This window comes from Draconibacterium halophilum, assembly GCF_010448835.1.
Classification (GTDB): domain Bacteria; phylum Bacteroidota; class Bacteroidia; order Bacteroidales; family Prolixibacteraceae; genus Draconibacterium; species Draconibacterium halophilum.
In genome coordinates this window covers 1,575,870-1,598,426 of the sequence record NZ_CP048409.1, presented here as the reverse complement: position 1 = coordinate 1,598,426, position 22,557 = coordinate 1,575,870, and the positions used below count along the sequence as shown (strand labels likewise).

The window sequence follows — 22,557 nt, the reverse complement described above, 5'->3', positions numbered from 1 at the left end:
ATTTAAACCGGATGAAACTACCGTGTAATAATTTTTGCCTCAGAAGCATATAATTAACATCATAGGAGTTCCATCTTAATCCTTTGAAAACTAACAATTCTCATAAGATGAAAAAGAATGTTATTGTTTTGGGTGCCGGACTTGTGGGAAGTTCCATTGCCAAGGACTTATCGAAAAACCACCAGGTTACCAGTGTCGACTTCGACAAAAACGCCTTAAACAAATTTTCCGATTTTCCGGATATTAAATGCATTCAGGAAGACCTGAGCCAACCTGAAAAGTTAAAAGCACTGGTTTCAGGGTTCGACCTTGTAATTGGTGCAGTACCGGGTTTTATGGGCTACCAAACCATGAAAGCTGTGATTGAAGCCGGAAAAAACATGGTTGATATTTCGTTTATGCCAGAAGATTTTCTGTCGTTAAACGGGTTAGCACAAAAAAATAAAGTTTGTGTAATTGCCGATTGTGGCGTTGCACCCGGAATGGGAAATATAATTCTTGGACATTACAACGAAATTATGGCTGTAAAATCCTACGACTGTTTGGTTGGTGGCTTACCTGTAATTCGCGAATGGCCTTACGAATACAAAGCAGTATTCTCCCCCATCGATGTAATTGAAGAATATACACGGCCTGCGCGCTATATAAAAAACTACGAACTGGTAGAAAAAGAAGCACTCTCCGATCCTGAATTAATCGATTTTGAAGGCATTGGCACGCTTGAATCATGGAACTCCGACGGTCTGCGTTCGTTGATGCAAACCATGAAAAATGTGCCTGATATGATTGAAAAAACGCTACGCTACCCAGGATGCATCGAATACCTGCGGGTTTTAAGAGAATCAGGATTTTTCTCGTACGATCCGATTGAAGTAAACGGAATAAAAGTGAGACCAATTGATGTTACTGCCAAGTTACTTTTCCCAAAGTGGCAATTAAAACCCGGCGAGGAAGATTTTACTATCATGCGTATTGTTATAAAAGGAGTAGAAAACGGGACTGAAAAATCGTTTACCTACCATTTGCTCGATAAATACGACCGCCAAACACAAACCATTTCCATGGCACGAACAACAGGCTACGCCTGCACTTCGGTTGCCAACCTTGTTCTTGATGGCACTTTCAATTCAATTGGCGTTAACGCTCCCGAAGCAGTTGGTGCACAACCCGGAAATCTAAGTTATATCTTCCAATACCTGAAAGAACGAGGTGTAATTTATAGGCTTTCGGAGTAGATCGAAAAACTCACTTAAAATTATTTTAACCTTAACCCCAAAGCAAATAATCTTTTATTTCAAAATGCTATTTTTGTAACATGGAAATGATTATTGGAATTAGCTTTTTATTACTCACCATTATTGGTGTTGTTCTTTTGGTAAAAGCAAATAAGAAAGATAGGGAAACAGAGAGACCACCGGAAGAAGTGGTTACGCCACCATCAGACTGCTGCGGTGCTCACGAGATCTGCGAGTTCGACCAGATGAAAATGAATGAATCGGTTGTTGAATATTACGATGATGAAGAACTCGATGACTATAAAAATATCGACGAACAAGCCTACACAAACAATCAGATAGAACAGTTTCGTGAAGTTTTATACACCCTAAAAACGGATGAAATAAAATACTGGTTACTAAGTATTGAACGCCGCCATATTCAACTGCCAGCTATTTTAAAAAGTGAAGCCAGAATGTTAATGGCCGAAGTGTAAAGTATTTTGCTTCCCCAATTTGAGCCGCTCCTTCGAGCATAACCCGGTTGAATTCGTATTCAACAAGAATTATTTTTATCTTTAATTCGTTTTTTTCATCCAATTAGGTAAAATCTAACAACTTATAATAATCATGAAAATCTTTTTGTTTTTACTCGCTCTATTAACAATCTCGGCTGGTTTATCGGCCCAAACCGAAAAGCGACCACTGACTTTTGAAGACATTTTAAAGTGGAACAGAATTACCGAAACACATCTGTCAAACAATGGTAACTACATTGCATGGAAAGAAGAACCATGGAAAGGAGATGCTACACTGAAAATCAGCACTCCTGATGCTGAAGAAATTGCATCATTTAACTACGGAACGAAAGCTCATTTTACAGCCGATTCCAGGTTTCTTATTTTTACAGAAGCTCCTCCGGCTGATACAATTCGTAACCTTAAATTGAAAAAAACAAAAAAAGAAGACCTGCCTCAGGATAAATTGGTTGTTTTCGATATTATGGAGAATGAAACCGAGAGAATTGAAAACCTGAAATCGGTAAAAATTCCTGAAGAATGGTCGGGCTGGATCGCTTATCAAGCTGAAGAAACTGACGATTCGACAAAAAATAAAAAAGACAAGAAGAATCCACTGTACATTAAAAATCTGGAAACCGGTTCAACGAAAAAATATCCTTCAGTTAGCAGTTACGAGCTGGCAAAAGACCAGCCATTAATTAGTTTTATTTCTGAAGGCGACAGTACTTTTACTGCCGGTGTTTATATTTTTGATTTGAAGGCTGAACAAGTTTCCCCGATTTTGGAGTCGGAAGGAGAATTCAAGCAACTCAGCATTGCCGATAATGGTAAACAGCTTGCCTTTTTGGCCGATACAACTGATGCCGAGAAACCATCGTTTGATCTTTATTACTGGGGTGGAGAAAATGAAACAATTATTGCCCACAACTCAAACGAAGCCATTCCTGAGAACTGGGAAATAAGCGAAAACGGCAGGCTCTCGTTCTCAGATAACGGCGAACGCTTGTTTTTCGGAACGGCTCCAATCCTACCCGAAAAAGACACCACCAAACTAGAGGAAGAGATTCCGGCGCTTGATGTATGGCACTGGAACGAAGAGCGTTTGCAAACCGTTCAACTCAACAATAAAAAAAGAGATTTAAAAAAAACATGGTTGGCAGTTGTTCATCTCAACGAGCAAAAAACAGTTCAGCTGGAAACAGAACGATTTTCGCGCATACGAAAAATACAAAATGGCGACGCCGATAAATTGCTGGCATACAGCAACCAACCTTATGCAGTACAAACCATGTGGGAAGGTGGCCCGTATCATAATGATTTCTACCTGGTAGATATCAACTCCGGGGAAGCTGAAAAAATAAAAACCGACTGCCGTGCCACTCCATCCGTTTCTCCGGACGGGAAATTCGTGTACTGGTACAATGCTGTTGACACGACATGGAATACATACGAAATTGCGACGGGTAAAGAATATCAAATTACACAACCTGAAACAATTCAGGCAGCAGATGAGCTAAACGATCGCCCAATGCTGTCGGGCTCGTACCGAAATGCGGGTTGGCTTGAAAATGATGTTGCAATATTGATCTATGATCGTTACGACCTTTGGAAAGTTGATCCGATAAACGCTGTTGATCCGATAAACCTCACAAAAAATGGACGAACAGAAAGGATCAATTATCGTCTCGTACGTTTTAACCCCGAACCTAACACAGGTATCAATCCATCGGAAACAGTTCTGCTTACGGGGCATAATGAAGTTTCGCGTGCTGATGCCTATTATGCTTTTGATTTGAACAAAAACAAAGCTCCTGAGGCTGTCTTCAGTCAGAATTATAGATTGGGAAGACCTGCAAAAGCTGAAGATGACGACCTGATTATTTTCACCAAGGAAGATTTTGAAACCTATCCGAACCTGATTGCAACAGACCTTCGTTTTAAGAAAGAAACACAAATAAGCGATGCTGCCCCTCAGCAGAAAGAGTTTAAGTGGGGAACAGCCGAACTGGTAACCTGGTACTCTCTAGATGGTTTGGTTTTGGAAGGCACTTTACATAAACCTGAAGATTTTGATCCAACAAAAAAATATCCGATGATCGTGAATTTTTACGAAAAAAGTTCACAGAATTTACTGCGCTACCGCATGCCGGAAAACAATCGTTCAACCATCGATTATCATTATTACACCAGTCATGGTTATGTAATTTTTAATCCCGATGTGTATTACAAAGAAGGATATCCGGGCGAATCGGCATTTAATTGTGTTATGCCCGGTATTACATCGTTAATCAACAAAGGCTTCGTTGACGAAGAGCATATTGGCGCACAAGGTCATAGTTGGGGCGGTTACCAGGTAGCCTATCTTGCTACACGTACAAATATGTTTGCAGCTATTGAATCGGGAGCTCCGGTGGTAAATATGTTCAGCGCCTATGGCGGAATTCGTTGGGGATCGGGATTAAACCGATCATTCCAATACGAACATACACAAAGCCGCATTGGCAAATCGATCTGGGAAGCACCACTACGTTATTTGGAAAATTCGCCTTTGTTTACAATCGACAAAATAAACACGCCGATTTTGATTATGCACAACGACGATGACGGTGCCGTGCCATGGTATCAGGGAATTGAATTTTTTATTGGGCTGAGACGCTTGCAAAAACCATCGTGGTTATTGAATTACAACGAAGCCGACCACTGGCCAACAAAACTGCGTGATATGCACGATTTTCAGATTCGAATGGCCCAGTTTTTCGATCATTACCTAAAAGATGCTCCAATGCCTAAATGGATGGACGAAGGAATTCCGGCAATAAATAAAGGTGTGGATATGGGATATGAGTTAGTAGAGTAAAAAACAAAAGCGATGTATTTTCTTTGTCATAGACAAATACATCGCTTTTCAATTATGGTTATTCTATCGAGTTATTAATTTCCAGTGCCTCTTCAACATTTTCGTGCATCTTTCCTTGAAGAACATGTACGTTATGTCAAAATTTCAACATCAAACAGTTGTTTAACAATAACCTTATCTCACTTTTTCATTTTCCGGAAACCCAACAAACACCTAAAGCATCAATCATCGTTTCCTTTTTTAGTCTCAATGAGTACAACTCCATTTGCGCCACGTGAACCGTAAATTGCAGCACTTCCATCTTTAATTATATTAATACTTTTTACCTGGGCAGGTACAAGGGTACTCATTATGCTGTTATCCACCTGCATTCCGTCAACAACAATCAGTGCAGCGCTACTCAGGTTTATGGAATTTTGTCCGCGTATAATTATATCGCCATTGTTTTGCACCTGCACACCGGCAAAACGTCCTCTAATCAGGTCGTACATATTGGTATATTGCGAAAAGTCAACATCATCGTTTGTCATTTGAGCCAATGCATTCAACCGTTCACTATCTTTCACGTAGCCGTATCCAATAGCATATTCTCTGGCTTTTTGGCCAGGTTTTAGCTTTAAATTAACAGCTACCAGTTTCGTCTTTTCGTCAAGTTTTACATTTTGGTTATTAAATCCTCTCGCTGAGACCTTTAACTTGTCATTGCCGTCGACTTTAACTTCAAATCTCCCTAGCGTATCTGTTTCAACTATTTGCTTGGAACTCTTTACTTTCACTTCTGCCCCAATTACTGCAATACTGTCAAAGGTGGTTACAATTCCTTTAACATAACGCTCTTGTGCATTACTGTTTAACGTCAGTAAACAAACAAGGAAAATAGAGGCGATAAAAAATCGTGTTTTCATACTCGTAGGCTTTTGTTGTTTTATTTTTTTAAAGTTACAATAAATCAACAAATAGCCAATATGCCACAATTGCATTAAATATATTCTTTAGCAGGTATTACACGCTTCACCCGATATGGTTTTTTCTGTTGCGATTCGAAATAAGTTCGCATCTGCAACTCGGCAATAATACCAGTTGTAATAAACTGAATACCACCAAGTACCATTAAAACACCAAGCAATAAAAGCGGTTTTCCCCAAATATCATTTCCCATTATTTTGAGGACCAGCAAATAGAAGTTTATGAGCACACCAATTGCGAGGGTAAAAATTCCGATTTGTCCGAAAAAGTGCATCGGGCGTTGCAGATACTTTTTAAAGAAAAGCATAAGTACCAGGTCGCTCATTACACGTGTTGTTCGACTAAGGTTGTATTTTGATTGTCCAAACTCGCGCGGACGATGGTTGACATCAACCTGTGTAATTTTTGTTGCGCCTTCAAGTGTTATCAGTGCAGGAATATAGCGATGAAGCTCGCCATAAATATGAATGCTTTTTATAATATCGTTGGTAAAAATCTTTAACGTACACCCAAGGTCTTTCATGTAAATACCGGTAGCACGGCGGATAAGATAATTGGCAATTTTAGAAGGCACTTTACGCAGGAACATGCCATCTTTACGGTTCGCACGTACACCGGCCACCATATCCCAGTCGTTTTCTTCGATCATTTTCAGCATCATTGGTATATCTGCCGGGTCGTTTTGCAAATCGCCATCTATCAGTGCTACAAAATCGCCCTTAGCCTGATCTATTCCGGCTTGCAAAGCCGAACTTTGACCGTAATTTCTTTTTAATTCAACCAATAAAAACCTGTCGTCGTTAATTTTTCTGATCGCATCGCGTGTTTTATCGGTAGATCCATCATCCACAAAAATGGCTTCGTAATCAATTCCTTCTAGTGCCGCTTTAATTTGTTCTGATAATGGTTTTATGTTTGGCTCTTCATTCCAAACACAAATTACAAGTGAAAGCTTTTTCATGATCTGTTTTTATCTGTTTCAAACTGCATCAACACAATCTTGTTTTGCGTTGGCAAAGGTATAAATTCTGCTCTAGGTTAACTTACTCCATCCCATTGAGTTTCCAAATGAATGAAAATCGTACCGTTTTATACAACCAATCGTGTAATCCGTGTTGGTATTTGATGGCTATTGCTTTTTTATTATATTCCTTTCTGAGTTCAAGATTCATCTGCATTGGCCTGTCGCCATTGTTTTTATAACCAAAATAGCCTGCCCACGAAGGTGTAAAACGCCAGTCGTTTTTCTGAAAATCAGCGCCTAATCCATATAGTAACGCGTCGTTTTGAAGATTCAGTTCATCGTTGGTTTGCCAACTGTAAAACCCCAGCATTGCATGCGGCCTGAATAACATGGTTTCCCGCTGCCCGTAATCTTTCGAAAAACTAAAATCAAACGAATAAGCTGGTGTATCAGCATATCGGGCACCTTCAAAGTTTGTTCCCGAGGCAGTCTTTAGTATCGCCCGAAACATGGTATTTGGGAATGTACGGTTTTTAAAAAGCTGAATAAGTGTAGAGAAATAAAAATCGCCAATAGCATAACCTTTTCCGTCTTTATCGCGCGAAAAACGTTCGTCTCTTATTTTTTCGGTGTAAGAATAATGCTCCAACAACACGCCGTACATTTCAATGGCAATTTTGTTTTGTGCAAAAGGGATGTAGGCACGTCCTGAAATATCCTGGGTTGGATCGCCCGATAAAAAATGGTTTGATACGGTAAGCTCAAACTCTGTATGTCCTTCGATAAACCCTTTCTTTAACTCCGGAACCGGCAATGCATTTGGTCCAAGATATTTCGGAGAAATGATCAGCCAGTTTCTCCACCCCGGATCACCACTTTCCCAGCCATGTGCATCGTTCCACCACGACCAGTCTTCCTGTGCCGAAACAAGTTGAAGTGTAGTTGTTAAAATAAGAAATGTGATAAGAAGACTCTTCATTGCTAATTTACACTTGATCATGTTATTCCTTAAAAATGATCTTGTCTACAAATTTTGTTAAGAATTATCAAATGTAAACGATTTTTTTACGCTGCCAATGCGCAGCAAGGGGAAACCTGAGTATGGTATAAAAAATAAGCCCCTCAGGATTACTGAAGGGCTTAAAAATTAAAGTTTAAGTTTCTCTCTTATACTTTGGGGTATGGCGTCTTTGTGCACCATTATGCACATCGTCTTGTAATTCACATAAGGTTTCGATGCGTAGAAATAACCATCGTATTTATTGTAGTCGCCCCACGAGTTTTTCACTTTATAAAAAGTTTGTCCCTCCTGGTTTTTTGCAGTTCCAATAATATGCATCCCGTGGTCGTCGGTAGTCTGGTAATCATCAAATGCTGCTTGGCGCATTTCCTGATTAACGACCAATTCTGGTACCGGGTTATCTAGTTTATACAACTCTTTTTCTTTGTCTTTCTGTGGTAATGCTTCCCATTTTGCAATTTCGGCATCGCTCATATCCTCTTGCGGAGCGGCTGGCAAAACAGCAACACCTTTGTTACTTGTTGCAAATCCTTTTTCACTTACATCGGTTGCCCAGGCAACGGTAAATCCATTACCTAATGCATAATCAATAATGTTCTCCATATCTTCCAACGGCACATTGTATACCTCGTCCCACGACCAATTATCAGGAACTTCCAGAATAAATTTGTCGTAAAACGGATGATGAGTATAGGAAGAAATCTCCACATAATCGTCCATGTTTAATCCAACATAATCGCTGGCAAAACTCTGTGGCGTATATTGTTTTCCTTCGTATTCAAATTTTGTTGGCAACTCTCCTAAATACGAGTTCAATGTTCCTTCAACCGCCTCATGCCATACTGTACTCAATTTCCTGTTTCTGTTCTTCACAACAGCGTCAACATGTTCCTTCAGCACATTATCCATTTCGCCATGTACATGTTTTTCTTCGCCATAATTTAATCCGTCATAAACAGATTCCGGGACAATTCCATATTCGCGAATCATGTTTGTTACATCATGAAAAGCTCCTCCTGCCGAAAAGTTCAGATTACCATGCACCCGTACATGTTTTTGGGCTTTATTTGAATAAGTATGCCATACAACAAACATTTCTGAAAGATCAACCGCTGGTTTACCCAGACGTATCATTTCCGACTCCAGGAATGAAAGTCCGGAAAACGACCAGCATGTACCCGAACGGTATTGGTCTTTAACCGATGTAGCAGCTAATGTAATTTCGTCTTCAAAAACATAGCCCTTCTCCTCACTCTTCTTATCACTTTCTGCAAATACACTCAGTGTAAACACCGTAATTAATACGGTAAAAATCAAACGCAACTTCATCATCTAATATTAAATTTTACCCCTCTTTTTTTTGAATCAGCCTCAAAATTAACAATTAATTCTTTTTTGAAAAGAGAATTTAAGATAGACTTAATAAAAATAAGAACACGCTTTTCAGATTAAAAGTTATGTAATAAGTTGGGGCCCCAATGTTACTGTACTTCCCTGTAACGGAAACAGTCAACAAGGTGGTCGTTTACCATGCCGGTGGCTTGCATGTGAGCATAAATTACTGTCGATCCTACAAATTTAAACCCGCGCGTTTTCAAGTCTTTTGAAATAACATCTGAAAGCTCGGTTTTGGCTGGCAACTCGTCAATACTTCCAAAAGAATTCTGAATGGGTTTAAAATCCACAAACTTCCAGATGTATTGATCAAAGCTCCCAAATTCTTTTTGCACCTCGAGAAAACGTTGCGCATTGTTTACACAAGCCCTGATTTTTTGCTGATTACGAATTATTGATTTATCCTGAATGAGCTCCTGAACCTTACCTTCAGAATACAATGCTACTTTTTGCGGATTGAAATGATCAAACGCCTTACGGAAATTCTCTCTTTTGTTTAGTACTATCTGCCAGCTTAATCCGGCTTGAAATCCTTCAAGAACAAAAAATTCAAACAACTTTTTGTCATCATGAAGCGGGACTCCCCACTCTTCATCATGGTACTTTATCATTAACTCGTTTTTTGTTCCCCAATCACAGCGTTTACACATAATTTTAGATTTGAGTCTCAATTCGTTAAAAAAACTAACCAGATATTACTTCCAACTCTGAAAATACTATTTTTGTTTGTTTAGAAAAAAGAAAAAGTAAGCCATGCTGAGAATTGGTTTACTAAAGAAATTAATAGATGAAGAAGCTTACCATACTTTTTACACTTTTGTTATCGATGAGTTTCCTGGCCGAAGCGCAATTGAACATCAACCATTTCATACGAGTTGGGAGAACGCGCATATCAATTGGAAATTACACCGGGGCAATCGAATACTTTAATATTGTAATTGAATTTAAACCCTACCTGGCAGAAGCCTATTTGTATCGCGGAACGGCCAAACATTCGTTGGAAGATTACCGAGGAGCCATAGCCGATTACGATGAGGCAATAGAAATAAAACCTTACTACCCGCGTGCATACAACAATCGCGGAATGGCCTATCATAACCTCAGGCAATACAATCGGGCGATTAAAGATTATGATCGGGCACTGGAATTCGATCCGAGTGACGAATCGATATACAACAACCGCGGGATAGCAAAACTCGCCTTAAAAGATATGGAGGGTGCCATTGAAGATTACGACAAGGCACTTGAAGTGAATCCGAAATCGACACATGCATTGATGAACCGAAGCAATGCAAAAATTGTAAATGGCGATATTAAAGGAGCCATTAGCGATTTAAACCAGGTAATTATTATCAGGCCACACTATGCTGCTGCCTACCTCAACCGTGGGCTTGCGCGTTTTGAACTGGATGATTATGCATCGGCACTGCGCGATTACGACCAAAGCATTAAATTTGATCCAACAAATGCACTGGCTTTTAACAACCGTGGTATTGTAAAACACAAACTGGAAGACTACGAAAGTGCTATTATGGATTACGATATGGCGATAAATCTTAACCCCGAAATGGCTAGCGCCTACTTTAACCGAGCCATGGCGCGCGAAATATTAGACCGCCCGGGATATGAACAAGACTACCAAATTGCTGCCCAGCTTAATCCGCAGTTCGATCTGAGCCAGCGAAGAATAAATGCCGAGCAACTGGCTCAACAGCAGCAGCAACAAAAACAGCAACAAAATTCATCGTCGGCACAAAATAATCAGCAGCAAAATTCGCAGGCAAATAACCAGGCACTGGCACAAAATAATCAACAGCAATCGTCGCAGCAAAACACTGCCACTGTTGTTAATGAGAAATCGGAAGAACAAAAACGACAAGAAGAACTGGAAGCCGAAAAACGCCGGCGACGGATGCGAATGGACCTTGTTATTGAAGAAACGCGTGAACTCCCGGAAGAAGAGCAGGAAGTTGACGATGGCCGGATTCAGAATAAAAATATTGTTATCGATCTCCAGCCCATGTTCTTTATTTCTGCATTCGAGAAAAATGCTGTTGATTACGAGCGTTTCCAGTATTACAATGGCATAATTGACGAGCTCAATGCATCAAACAATTACAACCCGCTGCTTTCGCTTTCAAATAAACCGGTAACCACCTACCAGTCGGTTTTCGAGAATTTTATTCTGTTTTTTAACGAAAAAATTGACGTGCAGGAAAATGCTCAGAATTATTTGAATCGTGGTATTTTTTATAGCCTTACCGGCGATTACAACAATGCGTTTGCCGATTTGGATAAAGCTATAGAGTTGGATGAAAAATCATCTTTGGCCTATTTTACACGTGCCAACACACGATACAAGCTGAAAGAACAGGTGGAACTTTTAGCAGGAAACGGTTCTCCCAATTCGCTTACTCTGAACGAAGGGAAGATAAAAGATAACAGCAACGATAAACCTACAACAGTAGAGTACCAGGAAATTCTTGATGATTACGCAGCAACACTATTTCTTGATCCCGATTTCTTTTTTGGCTATTACAACCGTGCGTTTATAAAACTGCGCCTGGGCGAATACCGAAGTGCGGTGGAGGATTTGAATCGTGCCATTAATCTGGAACCGGAATTTGCAGAAGCTTATTTTAACCGCGGACTTACAAAAATTTATCTCGACGATATTGAGGGAGGAGCGCTGGACCTTAGCCGCGCTGGCGAGCTTGGTATCGATGGAGCATACAACATTATTAAACGGTATTGTAACTAAGATCTGAGACGGAGAGATTGTGAGACGGGGAGCACTGAATTTCTGAGACTGTGAGAAATGGTTAAACTCAAGAATTGCAAATTAAGACAGGAGACTGCTCTGTACTTTTCACGCAGTTTTTTTACTTTTGACGTGTCATTTTTGACTTTACACTTTTTACTTTTGCCTTAATTATGAATCAGCCACTCGCAGAGCGATTACGACCAAAAACTTTAGACGATTATATAGGGCAGGAACACCTTGTTGGAAAAGGTGCTGTTTTGCGCAAGATGATCGATTCAGGCAGAATTACCTCCTTGATTTTATGGGGACCTCCGGGAGTAGGAAAAACCACCCTCGCCCGCATTATTGCCAATACCCTTGAACGACCTTTTTTTACACTCAGTGCCATTAATTCGGGTGTAAAAGACATCCGCGATGTAATTGACAAAGCCAAAAAGCAACAGTTTTTTAGTCGCCCCAACCCGATATTGTTTATCGACGAGATTCATCGGTTTAGCAAATCGCAACAAGATTCGTTACTGGGCGCTGTTGAAGATGGTACAATTACGCTAATTGGTGCAACAACCGAAAATCCATCTTTCGAAGTGATCTCTCCCCTGCTCTCGCGCTGTCAGGTTTATATATTGGAGCATTTGGATAAAGCGGCATTATTGAAAATCATCAAACTGGCGGCTAAAAAAGATACTGTTTTAAAGGAAAAAAAGATAACACTGCGTGAAGATGGTGCCATACTTCGTTATTCAGGTGGCGATGCACGCAAACTGCTAAATGTGCTTGAACTGGTAACACTTGGCGAAGATGCGAACAACATTGTAATTACCGATAAGAAAGTAACCGACAAGCTGCAAAAGAACCTTGCCAACTACGATAAAAAAGGTGAAATGCACTACGATGTTATTTCGGCTTTTATAAAAAGTATTCGTGGTGGCGATCCGGATGCAGCCGTGTATTGGCTGGCACGAATGCTGGAAGGTGGCGAAGACATAAAATTTATTGCCCGTCGTTTGTTGATTTTAGCTGCCGAAGATGTTGGCCTTGCTAATCCAAATGCACTGTTACTGGCCCAAAGCACATTTGATGCTGTTCATAAAATCGGTCCTCCTGAATCGCGTATTATTTTATCAGAATGTACCATCTATCTGGCAACTTCGCCAAAAAGTAACTCAGCCTACGAAGCCATCGATAATGCCATTGCATTGGTAAAACAAACCGGCGATCTATCGGTGCCTTTGCACATTCGTAATGCGCCAACCAAACTAATGAAAGAGATTGGTTACGGCAAAGATTATAAATACGCTCATGCCTACGACGGCAATTTTGTAGAACAGGATTTCCTCCCACAGGAGATAAAAAATAACCGCATTTACCAGCCGCAAAATAATGCTACTGAAGTAAAAATTCTGGAGCGCTTAAAGAAGTGGTGGGGTAAGCGGTTTTAGGTATTGTATGTAGCACTAAAAGCATTTAAGGATCCGATTTTTTTATATTATGAAAAAGCCGAACTGCAATAGCAATCCGGCTTTTCAATATAGTAAAGAAATACTCTATTCTTCTTTCTTTTCTTCGTCAGCTGACTCATCAGCTTTTGGCTCTTCAGGTGCGTCTTCAACATCGGGTAACGGTGCAGCTTGTGCGGCTACAGCATTTTCCTCTTTCTCCATTGCACCTTCTTCATCCGATTTTGGTTCTACTTCAGTTTCAGCTTTGGCCAAAGGTGCGGCCTGAGCAGCAACTTCAGTAGACTTTTTTGCACCACCACGACGCGAACGACGTTTTTTAGGTGCAGCAGCTTCTTCTTTAGCGGCCAACATTGCTTCGTTGAAGTCAACCAATTCGATAATACACATATCAGCGTTGTCGCCTAAACGGCTACCGGTTTTAAGAATACGAGTGTATCCTCCCGGGCGATCAGCAACTTTTACAGCTACCTCACGGAACAATTCCGAAACAGCATCTTTATCTTGCAGCTGGCTAAAAACCACCCTGCGCGAATGTGTAGTATCTTCTTTTGCCCTAGTAATCAGTGGCTCAACATACATACGCAAGGCTTTCGCTTTTGCAACAGTAGTTGAAATTCTCTTATGCGCGATAAGTGAACTCGCCATGTTTGCCAACATCGCTTTACGATGTGGTGCTTTACGGCCTAAGTGATTAAATTTCTTATTATGTCTCATTGCCTTTTACTCCTTATCAAGTTTATACTTGGAAATATCCATTCCAAAATTCAGTCCCATGTTATCCAAAAGGTCATCCAATTCGGTTAACGATTTTTTACCAAAGTTTCTGAATTTCAGCAGGTCGTTTCTATTGTAGGTAACCAGGTCTCCCAATGTATCTACGTCCGCAGCTTTCAAACAATTTAAAGCACGAACTGAAAGATCCATATCAACCAGTTTAGTTTTTAACAACTGACGCATATGCAGTACTTCTTCATCAAACTCTTCGTTTGCAAATTTCTCGTCGGTGTCAAGAGTGATCTTTTCATCCGAGAATAGCATGAAGTGATAAATCAGAATTTTAGCTGCTTCTTTCAACGCATCTTTTGGGTGAACCGAACCATCGGTAGCAATATCGAGTACTAATTTTTCGTAGTCGGTTTTTTGCTCAACACGATAGTTTTCAACGGCGTATTTTACCTTTTTAATTGGTGTGTAGATCGAGTCGATCGGAATTACACCAAATTCTTCTTCAACCGGCTTGTTTTCAACAGCAGGAACATAACCACGTCCTTTGCTGATGTTTAATTCCATTTGAACTTTCACATCCGACTCCATTCTGCAAATTACCAACTCAGGATTCAATACTCTGAAGCCGGTCATAAATTTGTTAATGTCGCCAGCAGTAAATTCTTCTTGTCCGCTGATTGAAATAGATACTTTTTCGCTGTCAAAATCTTCCACCTCGTTTTTAAAACGTACCTGCTTCAGATTAAGGATAATATCAGTTACATCTTCAATAACTCCTTTAATCGTAGAAAACTCATGGTCAACACCTTCAATTTTAACAGTTGTAATTGCATAGCCTTCCAACGACGATAACAGAATACGACGAAGTGCATTACCAATTGTAATACCGTATCCCGGTTCCAGGGGACGAAACTCGAATTGTCCGAACTTGTCATCGGATTCTAACATTATTACCTTGTCAGGCTTTTGGAATGCTAATATTGCCATAATATTCTAAGTAATTTTATTATTTTGAATACAACTCTACGATTAGTTGCTCTTTGATGTTTTCAGGAATTTCTTCACGTTCCGGACGGTTCAGGAATTTTCCGGCCATTTGTTCGCCGTCCCATTCTAACCATTCGTACTGTGAGCTTCTGCGAGATTGCAATGAGCCAGTAATTTCTTCCAACGATTTTGATTTCTCGCGAACACCAATAACGTCGCCAGATTTAACCGTGTACGATGGAATATTTACTAAATTTCCGTTAACTGTAATATGTTTGTGTGTTACAAACTGACGTGCCGCGGCACGTGTTTTAGCAATTCCCATACGGAATACTACGTTGTCGAGACGACACTCTAACAACTGAAGCAATACTTCACCGGTAACACCTTTAGCAGCTGATGCTTTTTTGAAAAGTGTGCGGAATTGCTTTTCCAATACACCGTAGGTATATTTTGCCTTTTGTTTCTCTTTTAACTGCAGCCCGTATTCCGAAGTTTTTCTTCTTTTAGAAGATAAACCGTGCATCCCCGGTGGATAATTTTTGTGTTCGAACACTTTATCCGGTCCGAAAATTGGTTCACCGAATTTACGAGCGATTTTAGATTTTGGTCCTCTATATCTTGCCATTTCCTTTTCGTTTTAAAATTAAACCCTACGTCTTTTAGGTGGCCTGCAACCGTTGTGCGGAAGCGGTGTTACATCAACAATTTCAGTAACCTGGATACCAATGGTAGCCATTGCCCTAATTGCAGATTCACGACCGTTACCAGGCCCTTTAACATATACCTTAACTTTACGCAGTCCAAGGTCATAAGCAGTTTTAGAACATTCTTCTGAAGCTACCTGAGCCGCATAAGGAGTATTCTTTTTCGAACCACGGAATCCTTTTTTTCCAGCTGACGACCAAGAGATAACCTCTCCGTTCATGTTTGTCAGCGTAACAATAATATTGTTGAAAGACGAGTGGATATGAGCCATACCATTGGCTTCCACAACCACAGTTCTCTTTCTACTTGATCCTGTTTTTTTTGCCATAACTCAAATTCCTTATTTAGTGGCCATTTTTTTATTCGCAACAGTTTTACGTTTACCTTTACGGGTACGTGCGTTGTTTTTTGTGCTTTGTCCGCGAACCGGCAAACCGATACGATGACGAATACCACGGTAACAACCAATATCCATTAAACGTTTAATGTTCATCTGAACTTCTGATCTTAGCTCACCTTCTACTTTGAAGCTATCACCGATAACTTCACGTACAGCTGCTAAATCTTCGTCCTTCCAATCCTGAACTTTTACGTTACTTTTTACACCTGCTTTTTCAAGGATTGTGACAGCCCTGCTGCGGCCAATACCATAAATATAGGTAAGTGCAACCTCACCTCTTTTATTACTTGGAATATCAACACCTACTATACGTGCCATAAAATTCTTCTTTTAAAAGATTAATTACCCCTGACGTTGTTTAAACTTAGGGTTCTTTTTATTAATCACATACAAACGTCCTTTTCTGCGGATGATTTTGCAGTCTTCGCTACGTTTTTTAACTGAAACACGAGTTTTCATCTTTATTATTTTTTAATTTTTTGTATCGATGTCCGACATTTATCGGGACTCGTTTCAAATACAATCTTTAGTTTTTATACCTAAACGTAATTCTACCTTTAGTTAAATCGTAAGGAGACATTTCGACTTTTACTTTATCCCCTGGCAAAATTTTAATATAATGCATCCGCATTTTCCCCGAGATATGTCCTGTGATCACGTGACCGTTTTCCAGTTCTACCCGAAACATAGCGTTCGATAATGCTTCTATAATTGTTCCATCTTGTTCTATGGATGGTTGTTTTGCCATAAAAATCCTCTTTTAAATTTTTTTGAATAAGTTGTTTACCAATAATCTCGTTACAATTTGTCTTACATTCCTCCAAGCCCCGGACGTCCCTTAATTCGGCCTGATTGCATCAAGCCGTCGTAATGGCGCATCAAGAGGTGACTTTCAATCTGCTGCAGGGTATCTAACACTACACCAACAAGGATTAACAGCGATGTACCCCCATAAAACAGGGCAAACGACTGGCTAATCCCAATCATCATAGCAAATGCCGGCATAATTGTTACCAGTCCTAAGAAAATGGAACCCGGTAAGGTTATACGCGACATAACGGCATCAAGAAATTCTACAGTTTTCTTTCCTGGCTTAACACCCGGTATAAAACCTCCGTTTTTCTTCATGTCTTCTGCCATTTGCGTTGGGTTAATAGTAATAGCTGTGTAAAAATACGTAAAAGCTACCACTAATAAAAATTGTGTTAAATTATACCAAAATCCAGTGATGTTTGATAAGGCAGCCGCCACACCACGCAGATTTTCAGAATTAGCAACACCAACAATGGTAATAGGCACCATCATAATTGCTTGCGCAAAAATGATAGGCATTACACCTGCGGCATTAACTTTCAGAGGGATGTACTGACGTACTCCGCCATATTGTTTGTTACCAACAATTCGTTTCGCATACTGAACCGGAATCCTACGGGTTCCCTGTACCAGGGCAATTGATGCCATAAACACGACGAACAGAATAACAAACTCTACCAGGAACATTACTAAACCTCCACCAGTAACACGTGCTCCAAATTCTTGAACCACGGCCATTGGTAAACGAGCAATAATACCAATCATAATGATTAGTGAGATACCATTACCAATTCCTTTATCGGTAATACGTTCTCCCAACCATAATACAAACATTGACCCAGCTGTTAAAATCACAATAGAAGGGGCGTTAAACCATATTCCTTGCATTGCGAAAGCCGAATCGGGTAACTGCATGTGTAGATTGGTTAGATATGCCGATGCTTGTGGAATCAGAATTAACACGGTTAAATAACGTGTAATCTGATTAATTTTCCTTCTTCCTGACTCTCCCTCTTTCTGCAACCTCTGGAAATAGGGAACTGCGATACCCATTAACTGGATAACAATTGAGGCAGAAATATACGGCATAATTCCTAAAGCAAAGACTGAAGCCTGTGCAAATGCACCACCCGAAAACATGTTAATCAATCCCAACAATCCATCAGAAGTCTGATTTTGCAGGTTTTGTAACTGAGCCGGATCAATTCCCGGAAGCGAAACAAACGAACCTAACCTGTAAATTAACAGGAAAAACATTGTTGTTCCAATTCTGAACCTTAGATCTTCAATCTTATAAATATTCTTTAGGGTCTCTATAAATCGTTTCATTACGGTTTAAAGTATTTCGGTTGTTCCTTCTAATTTTTCTATTGCTTCTTTCGCGCTTTTTGAAAATGCGTTGGCTTTAACGTCTAATTTTTTAGTTAAAATACCACCGCCGAGAATTTTAATGTTCTCGTTTTTCGACACGATACCTGCTTTAATTAAGGATGCTTTGTCAATTACTGTCAGGTTATTCTTTGTAGCAATGTTCTCTAATACATCAAGGTTGATCGCTTTGTATTCAACACGATTGATGTTTTTAAATCCCATTTTTGGAACTACACGTTGCAAAGGCATTTGACCACCTTCGAAACCGATTTTCCTTGAATAACCTGAACGCGACTTTTGACCTTTATGACCACGAGTTGATGTGCCGCCACGGCCTGTGCCCTGACCACGACCAATTCGTTTTGTTGTTTTAGTCGATCCTTCTGCAGGTTGTAAGTTGCTTAAATTCATCTTATTAAATATTTTTATATTCAATTGAATAAGATGGAACGGGTCTCGAGTACTCAAGACCCGTTTCATAATTTCAATAGTTTGAAATATTACTTCACTTCTTCTATAGACAGTAAATGACTCAATTTGTTAGCCATACCAACAATTTGAGGGGTAGCTTCGTGAACAACAGGTTGGTTTAATTTTTTCAACCCTAACGACTCCAATGTTGCTTTTTGTCGTTTTGTTGAACCGATACCACTTTTTACTTGTGTTATTTTTAATTTCGCCATAACTCTGTTATCCTTTAAAAACTTTTTCCACTGATACACCTCTGTGTTCTGCCACCATATAAGCATCCCTTAACTCGGTTAAAGCAGTCATTGTAGCTTTTACCAGGTTGTGCGGATTTGATGAACCTTTTGACTTCGCCAAAACGTCATTAATACCGGCACTTTCCAGTACTGCACGCATCGCACCACCAGCCTTAAGACCAGTACCCGATGAAGCAGGTTTTAACAGGATGTTAGCTCCCCCAAATTTTGCAATTTGTTCGTGTGGTATTGTTCCGTTAATAACCGGAACTTTTACCAGGTTCTTTTTAGCTGCGTCAACACCTTTTGAAATTGCAGTAGTTACTTCACTTGCTTTTCCAAGGCCCCAACCTACAATTCCATCCTCGTTTCCAACGATAACAATGGCAGAAAAACTAAATGTACGTCCCCTTTTGTTACTTTGGTTACACGGTTAATGGCTACCAACCTGTCTTTTAATTCCAGGTCGCTTGTTTTTACTTTATTACTTACTTTCGCCATAATGTATTAGAATTTAAGGCCACCTTCGCGGGCAGCGTCAGCTAATTGTTTTACTCTTCCGTGGTATAAATTACCACCTCTGTCGAATACAACTTCAGTAATTCCGGCTGCCAGTGCTTTTTCAGCAACTGCTTTACCAACCATCGCAGCCTTTTCAGATTTTGATCCGCTGTTTCCTGCGATACCTTTATCTGAAGATGAAACTGCCAACAAAGTTGTTCCTTGTGCATCGTCGATAACTTGAACGTAGATTTGTTTGTTACTTCTGTAAACACTTAATCTTGGACGTTCTGCTGTGCCGGAAACAACTGTGCGTACGCGACTTTTTATTCTTGCTCGCCTTTGAACTTTTGTTAATGCCATAATAATTAATCTTAAAAAATTATTTTGCAGCGGCTTTACCAGCTTTACGCCTCAATTCTTCGCCAACAAACTTAATACCTTTTCCTTTGTAAGGTTCAGGTTTACGGAATGATCTGATTTTCGCGGCCACCTGACCAATTAATTGTTTGTCGTGACTTTTTAGAGTCACACTTGGAGTACTACGTTTATCAGATACAGCCTCTACTTTTACTTCTGATGGAAGTTGCAGGTAAGTGTGGTGAGCAAAACCTAATACAAGGTCGAGCACGTTATCTGGCAATACTTCTGCACGATAACCTACACCAACTAATTCCATTTTTATTTCGTATCCTTTCGATACGCCTTCCACCATGTTATAGATCAAAGATCGGTACAGTCCGTGCATTGACTTTTCGCGTTTTGATTCGCCGTTTCTTTTAACTTCGATTGTTGCATCTTCTACTGCAACATCGATTGACGGATCAACTTGCTGAGTCAATTCACCCAGAGGTCCTTTTACGCTAACAACATTGTCGTTAACTTTTACTTCTACTCCTGCTGGTATTGAAATGGGTAATTTTCCTATTCTTGACATGACTGTTCCTCCCTATTAATACACGTAACATAATACTTCTCCACCTACTTTTTGCTCACGAGCTTCTTTATCGGTAATTACACCTTTAGAGGTAGAGATTATTGCTATGCCTAAACCATTTAGTACGCGTGGAATACTTGCGGAATCGCAGTATTGACGCAAACCTGGTTTACTAATGCGTTTTAACGCTTTTATTGCAGATACTTTTGTTTCTGTATTGTATTTCAACGCAATTTTAATATTACCCTGAACGCCAACACCTTCTTCAAATTTGTAGTTTAAGATGTAACCTTTCTCTTTTAAGAGTTTGGTTATTTCTTTTTTTAAGTTTGAAGCTGGAATGTCAACTACACGGTTTTTTGCCATAATTGCATTTCTTACCCTTGTCAGATAATCTGCTATTGGATCTGTTACTTTACTCATTTTTCAAGTTTCTTTTAACGATTACCAACTTGCCTTTTTAACTCCAGGAATTAAGCCGTTTGAGGCCATTTCCCTAAAATCAATCCTGCTGATACCGAATTGGCGCATATATCCTTTCGGACGTCCGCTTAGTTTACAACGATTGTGCAAACGTACTCTCGACGAATTTTTAGGTAGTTTTTGCAAACCTTCCCAATCGCCTTCAGCTTTCAGCTTGGCACGTTTTTCGGCGTATTTCTCAACTAATTTTGCACGTTTCACTTCGCGTGCCTTCATTGATTCTTTAGCCATTACTAGTTCTTTTTAACATTTTTAAATGGTAGACCTAATTCTTTCAACAAAGCAAAACCTTCTTCATCGGTTTGTGCAGAAGTGACAAAGGTAACATTCATTCCGTTGATCTTACTAACTTTATCAAGTACGATCTCCGGGAAAATTATTTGTTCCGGAACGCCAAGTGTGTAGTTTCCACGACCGTCCATTTTGCTTTCGATACCTTTAAAGTCGCGAATACGTGGCAGTGCCACAGCAATTAAACGATCTAAGAATTCATACATTTGGTCGCGACGCAATGTAACACGCACGCCAATTGGCATTTTCTTTCTCAATTTGAAATTAGAGATATCCTTTTTTGACATTGTTTGTACGGCTTTCTGGCCGGCTATCATTGTCATTTCGGTTGTTGCTACGTCGATCAGTTTTTTGTCGGCGATTGCTGCTCCAACACCCTGGTTAAGGATGATCTTTTCTAATTTCGGAACCTGCATTACAGAAGAGTAATCATACTCTTTCTTTAAGGCAGGGATAATTTCTTCCTGATATTTCTTCTTAAGAGTTGGTACGTAAGCCATTACTTTATCTCCTCTCCTGATTTTTTCGAAATACGAACTAATTTACCATCGTCATTCAATTTCCTTGCAATACGTGTGGCTTCACCTGTTTTAGGATCAACCAACATAAGGTTGGAAATATGCACCGGTGCTTCCTGTTCAACAATACCTCCCTGTGGCGCTTCCGCGTTAGGTTTGGTATGCTTTTTCATCATGTTCACACCTTCAACTATTGCTCTGTCGGTTTTTCGGATCACTTCCAGTACACGACCTTTTTGGCCTTTACTGTTACCAGCGATCACAACCACAGTGTCACCTTTTTTTATGTGTAACTTTTTCTGCATTTTGAGCTTTTTTCTTATTACAATACTTCTGGAGCGAGTGAAATAATTTTCATATTCTTCTCGCGTAATTCACGTGCTACCGGCCCGAAAATACGAGTTCCCCGCATTTCGTTTGCGCTGTTAAGAAGTACTACTGCGTTATCGTCGAAACGAATATAAGAACCGTCTTGACGACGATTTTCTTTTTTCGTACGTACAACAATTGCGCGTGATACAGTACCTTTTTTCATCTCGCCTCCGGCAAGTGCACTTTTTACAGTAACCACAACAGTGTCGCCTAACGAAGCATATCGTTTACGTGTTCCGCCTAATACACGGATCACCAAAACTTCTTTTGCTCCACTATTATCGGCTACTGAACATCTTGATTCTTGTTGTACCATGATTACTTAGCTCTTTCAATTATTTCAACTACTCTCCAACACTTGGTTTTACTTAAAGGACGAGTTTCCATAATCCTTACTGTATCGCCAATGTTGCAATCATTTTTCTCATCGTGGACATGAAACTTGGTAGTTTTGTTAACGAACTTACCATAGATCGGGTGCTTTTCCTTGCGTTTTTCAGCAACCACAATCGATTTGTCCATTTTATCACTAACAACGACCCCGACTCTCTCCTTTCTGAGATTTCTTACTTTATTTTCCATCG

General features: G+C 39.9%; 30 protein-coding genes. 5 read left to right on the top strand and 25 right to left on the bottom strand.

Annotated elements, in window-relative coordinates:
- Nucleotides 1-107 precede the first annotated feature (107 nt).
- From G0Q07_RS06470 to G0Q07_RS06460, 3 genes are all read left to right on the top strand, one after another.
- On the top strand, nt 108-1,235 hold the full coding sequence (locus G0Q07_RS06470) for a saccharopine dehydrogenase family protein (RefSeq protein ID WP_163345315.1): 1,128 nt from the start codon (nt 108-110) through the stop codon (nt 1,233-1,235).
- 80 nt (nt 1,236-1,315) lie between these two features.
- A complete protein-coding gene (locus G0Q07_RS06465) occupies nt 1,316-1,711 on the top strand; it encodes a hypothetical protein (RefSeq protein ID WP_163345314.1) in 396 nt (131 codons plus the stop codon).
- Nucleotides 1,712-1,844: 133 nt separating this feature from the next.
- Complete coding sequence (locus tag G0Q07_RS06460; protein ID WP_163345313.1) at nt 1,845-4,592, top strand: S9 family peptidase; 2,748 nt, start codon at nt 1,845-1,847, stop codon at nt 4,590-4,592.
- A 221-nt stretch (nt 4,593-4,813) separates the two neighbouring features.
- On the opposite strand, the gene G0Q07_RS06455 is transcribed toward G0Q07_RS06460, so the two are convergent.
- The 5 genes from G0Q07_RS06455 to G0Q07_RS06435 form a co-directional block, all read right to left on the bottom strand.
- Entirely contained in the window at nt 4,814-5,497 is a 684-nt protein-coding gene (locus tag G0Q07_RS06455; RefSeq protein ID WP_163345312.1) for a TonB-dependent receptor plug domain-containing protein, read from the bottom strand.
- Nucleotides 5,498-5,571: 74 nt separating this feature from the next.
- A complete protein-coding gene (locus G0Q07_RS06450) occupies nt 5,572-6,519 on the bottom strand; it encodes a glycosyltransferase family 2 protein (protein WP_163345311.1) in 948 nt (315 codons plus the stop codon).
- A gap of 82 nt (nt 6,520-6,601) precedes the next feature.
- On the bottom strand, nt 6,602-7,501 hold the full coding sequence (locus G0Q07_RS06445; RefSeq protein WP_163345310.1) for a hypothetical protein: 900 nt from the start codon (nt 7,499-7,501) through the stop codon (nt 6,602-6,604).
- Between the two features lie 168 nt (nt 7,502-7,669).
- Entirely contained in the window at nt 7,670-8,875 is a 1,206-nt protein-coding gene (locus G0Q07_RS06440) for a C1 family peptidase (RefSeq protein ID WP_163345309.1), read from the bottom strand.
- 149 nt (nt 8,876-9,024) lie between these two features.
- A complete protein-coding gene (locus G0Q07_RS06435) occupies nt 9,025-9,588 on the bottom strand; it encodes a DNA-3-methyladenine glycosylase I (protein ID WP_163345308.1) in 564 nt (187 codons plus the stop codon).
- Nucleotides 9,589-9,725: 137 nt separating this feature from the next.
- Between G0Q07_RS06435 and G0Q07_RS06430 the strand changes: the two genes are divergently transcribed.
- Both G0Q07_RS06430 and G0Q07_RS06425 read left to right on the top strand, forming a co-directional pair.
- A complete protein-coding gene (locus G0Q07_RS06430) occupies nt 9,726-11,699 on the top strand; it encodes a tetratricopeptide repeat protein (protein WP_163345307.1) in 1,974 nt (657 codons plus the stop codon).
- 173 nt (nt 11,700-11,872) lie between these two features.
- A complete protein-coding gene (locus G0Q07_RS06425; protein ID WP_163345306.1) occupies nt 11,873-13,141 on the top strand; it encodes a replication-associated recombination protein A in 1,269 nt (422 codons plus the stop codon).
- Between the two features lie 105 nt (nt 13,142-13,246).
- Here G0Q07_RS06425 and rplQ read toward each other — a convergent pair whose 3' ends face one another.
- The 20 genes from rplQ to rpsQ form a co-directional block, all read right to left on the bottom strand.
- Nucleotides 13,247-13,876, bottom strand: coding sequence for a 50S ribosomal protein L17 (gene rplQ, locus G0Q07_RS21400; RefSeq protein ID WP_163345305.1), 630 nt, complete (start codon nt 13,874-13,876; stop codon nt 13,247-13,249).
- Between the two features lie 6 nt (nt 13,877-13,882).
- Nucleotides 13,883-14,875, bottom strand: a complete 993-nt coding sequence (locus G0Q07_RS06415) for a DNA-directed RNA polymerase subunit alpha (protein ID WP_163345304.1) — start codon at nt 14,873-14,875, stop codon at nt 13,883-13,885.
- A 19-nt stretch (nt 14,876-14,894) separates the two neighbouring features.
- On the bottom strand, nt 14,895-15,503 hold the full coding sequence (gene rpsD, locus G0Q07_RS06410) for a 30S ribosomal protein S4 (protein ID WP_163345303.1): 609 nt from the start codon (nt 15,501-15,503) through the stop codon (nt 14,895-14,897).
- An 18-nt stretch (nt 15,504-15,521) separates the two neighbouring features.
- On the bottom strand, nt 15,522-15,911 hold the full coding sequence (gene rpsK / locus G0Q07_RS06405; RefSeq protein ID WP_163345302.1) for a 30S ribosomal protein S11: 390 nt from the start codon (nt 15,909-15,911) through the stop codon (nt 15,522-15,524).
- 12 nt (nt 15,912-15,923) lie between these two features.
- Nucleotides 15,924-16,301: a 30S ribosomal protein S13 gene (gene rpsM / locus G0Q07_RS06400; RefSeq protein ID WP_163345301.1), complete on the bottom strand. Its 378-nt coding sequence runs from the start codon at nt 16,299-16,301 to the stop codon at nt 15,924-15,926.
- 24 nt (nt 16,302-16,325) lie between these two features.
- Entirely contained in the window at nt 16,326-16,442 is a 117-nt protein-coding gene (gene rpmJ / locus G0Q07_RS06395) for a 50S ribosomal protein L36 (RefSeq protein ID WP_074780216.1), read from the bottom strand.
- 67 nt (nt 16,443-16,509) lie between these two features.
- Nucleotides 16,510-16,731, bottom strand: coding sequence for a translation initiation factor IF-1 (infA, locus tag G0Q07_RS06390; RefSeq protein ID WP_038559066.1), 222 nt, complete (start codon nt 16,729-16,731; stop codon nt 16,510-16,512).
- A gap of 62 nt (nt 16,732-16,793) precedes the next feature.
- Entirely contained in the window at nt 16,794-18,125 is a 1,332-nt protein-coding gene (gene secY / locus G0Q07_RS06385) for a preprotein translocase subunit SecY (protein WP_163345300.1), read from the bottom strand.
- Between the two features lie 6 nt (nt 18,126-18,131).
- Nucleotides 18,132-18,578, bottom strand: coding sequence for a 50S ribosomal protein L15 (gene rplO, locus G0Q07_RS06380; RefSeq protein ID WP_163345299.1), 447 nt, complete (start codon nt 18,576-18,578; stop codon nt 18,132-18,134).
- Nucleotides 18,579-18,667: 89 nt separating this feature from the next.
- On the bottom strand, nt 18,668-18,850 hold the full coding sequence (rpmD, locus tag G0Q07_RS06375; RefSeq protein WP_163345298.1) for a 50S ribosomal protein L30: 183 nt from the start codon (nt 18,848-18,850) through the stop codon (nt 18,668-18,670).
- A 7-nt stretch (nt 18,851-18,857) separates the two neighbouring features.
- Nucleotides 18,858-19,250: a ribosomal protein S5 gene (locus G0Q07_RS06370; protein ID WP_449504580.1), complete on the bottom strand. Its 393-nt coding sequence runs from the start codon at nt 19,248-19,250 to the stop codon at nt 18,858-18,860.
- A complete protein-coding gene (locus G0Q07_RS21395; protein WP_449504578.1) occupies nt 19,223-19,372 on the bottom strand; it encodes a hypothetical protein in 150 nt (49 codons plus the stop codon). Before G0Q07_RS21395 ends, G0Q07_RS06370 begins: the two co-directional genes overlap by 28 nt.
- Nucleotides 19,373-19,378: 6 nt before the next feature.
- Nucleotides 19,379-19,735 (bottom strand): 50S ribosomal protein L18, encoded by a 357-nt coding sequence (gene rplR, locus G0Q07_RS06365; protein ID WP_163345297.1) that lies wholly within the window; start codon nt 19,733-19,735, stop codon nt 19,379-19,381.
- Between the two features lie 19 nt (nt 19,736-19,754).
- Entirely contained in the window at nt 19,755-20,309 is a 555-nt protein-coding gene (rplF, locus tag G0Q07_RS06360; RefSeq protein ID WP_163345296.1) for a 50S ribosomal protein L6, read from the bottom strand.
- Nucleotides 20,310-20,324: 15 nt separating this feature from the next.
- Entirely contained in the window at nt 20,325-20,732 is a 408-nt protein-coding gene (gene rpsH, locus G0Q07_RS06355) for a 30S ribosomal protein S8 (protein ID WP_163345295.1), read from the bottom strand.
- 21 nt (nt 20,733-20,753) lie between these two features.
- On the bottom strand, nt 20,754-21,023 hold the full coding sequence (rpsN, locus tag G0Q07_RS06350) for a 30S ribosomal protein S14 (protein WP_163345294.1): 270 nt from the start codon (nt 21,021-21,023) through the stop codon (nt 20,754-20,756).
- Between the two features lie 2 nt (nt 21,024-21,025).
- A complete protein-coding gene (gene rplE, locus G0Q07_RS06345; RefSeq protein ID WP_163345293.1) occupies nt 21,026-21,583 on the bottom strand; it encodes a 50S ribosomal protein L5 in 558 nt (185 codons plus the stop codon).
- A complete protein-coding gene (rplX, locus tag G0Q07_RS06340) occupies nt 21,583-21,906 on the bottom strand; it encodes a 50S ribosomal protein L24 (RefSeq protein WP_163345292.1) in 324 nt (107 codons plus the stop codon). Before rplX ends, rplE begins: the two co-directional genes overlap by 1 nt.
- 17 nt (nt 21,907-21,923) lie before the next feature.
- The gene (gene rplN / locus G0Q07_RS06335) at nt 21,924-22,289 is read right to left on the bottom strand and encodes a 50S ribosomal protein L14 (protein WP_163345291.1); all 366 of its coding nucleotides are present in this window, start codon (nt 22,287-22,289) and stop codon (nt 21,924-21,926) included.
- 2 nt (nt 22,290-22,291) lie between these two features.
- Nucleotides 22,292-22,555, bottom strand: a complete 264-nt coding sequence (gene rpsQ / locus G0Q07_RS06330) for a 30S ribosomal protein S17 (protein WP_163345290.1) — start codon at nt 22,553-22,555, stop codon at nt 22,292-22,294.
- Nucleotides 22,556-22,557 lie beyond the last annotated feature (2 nt).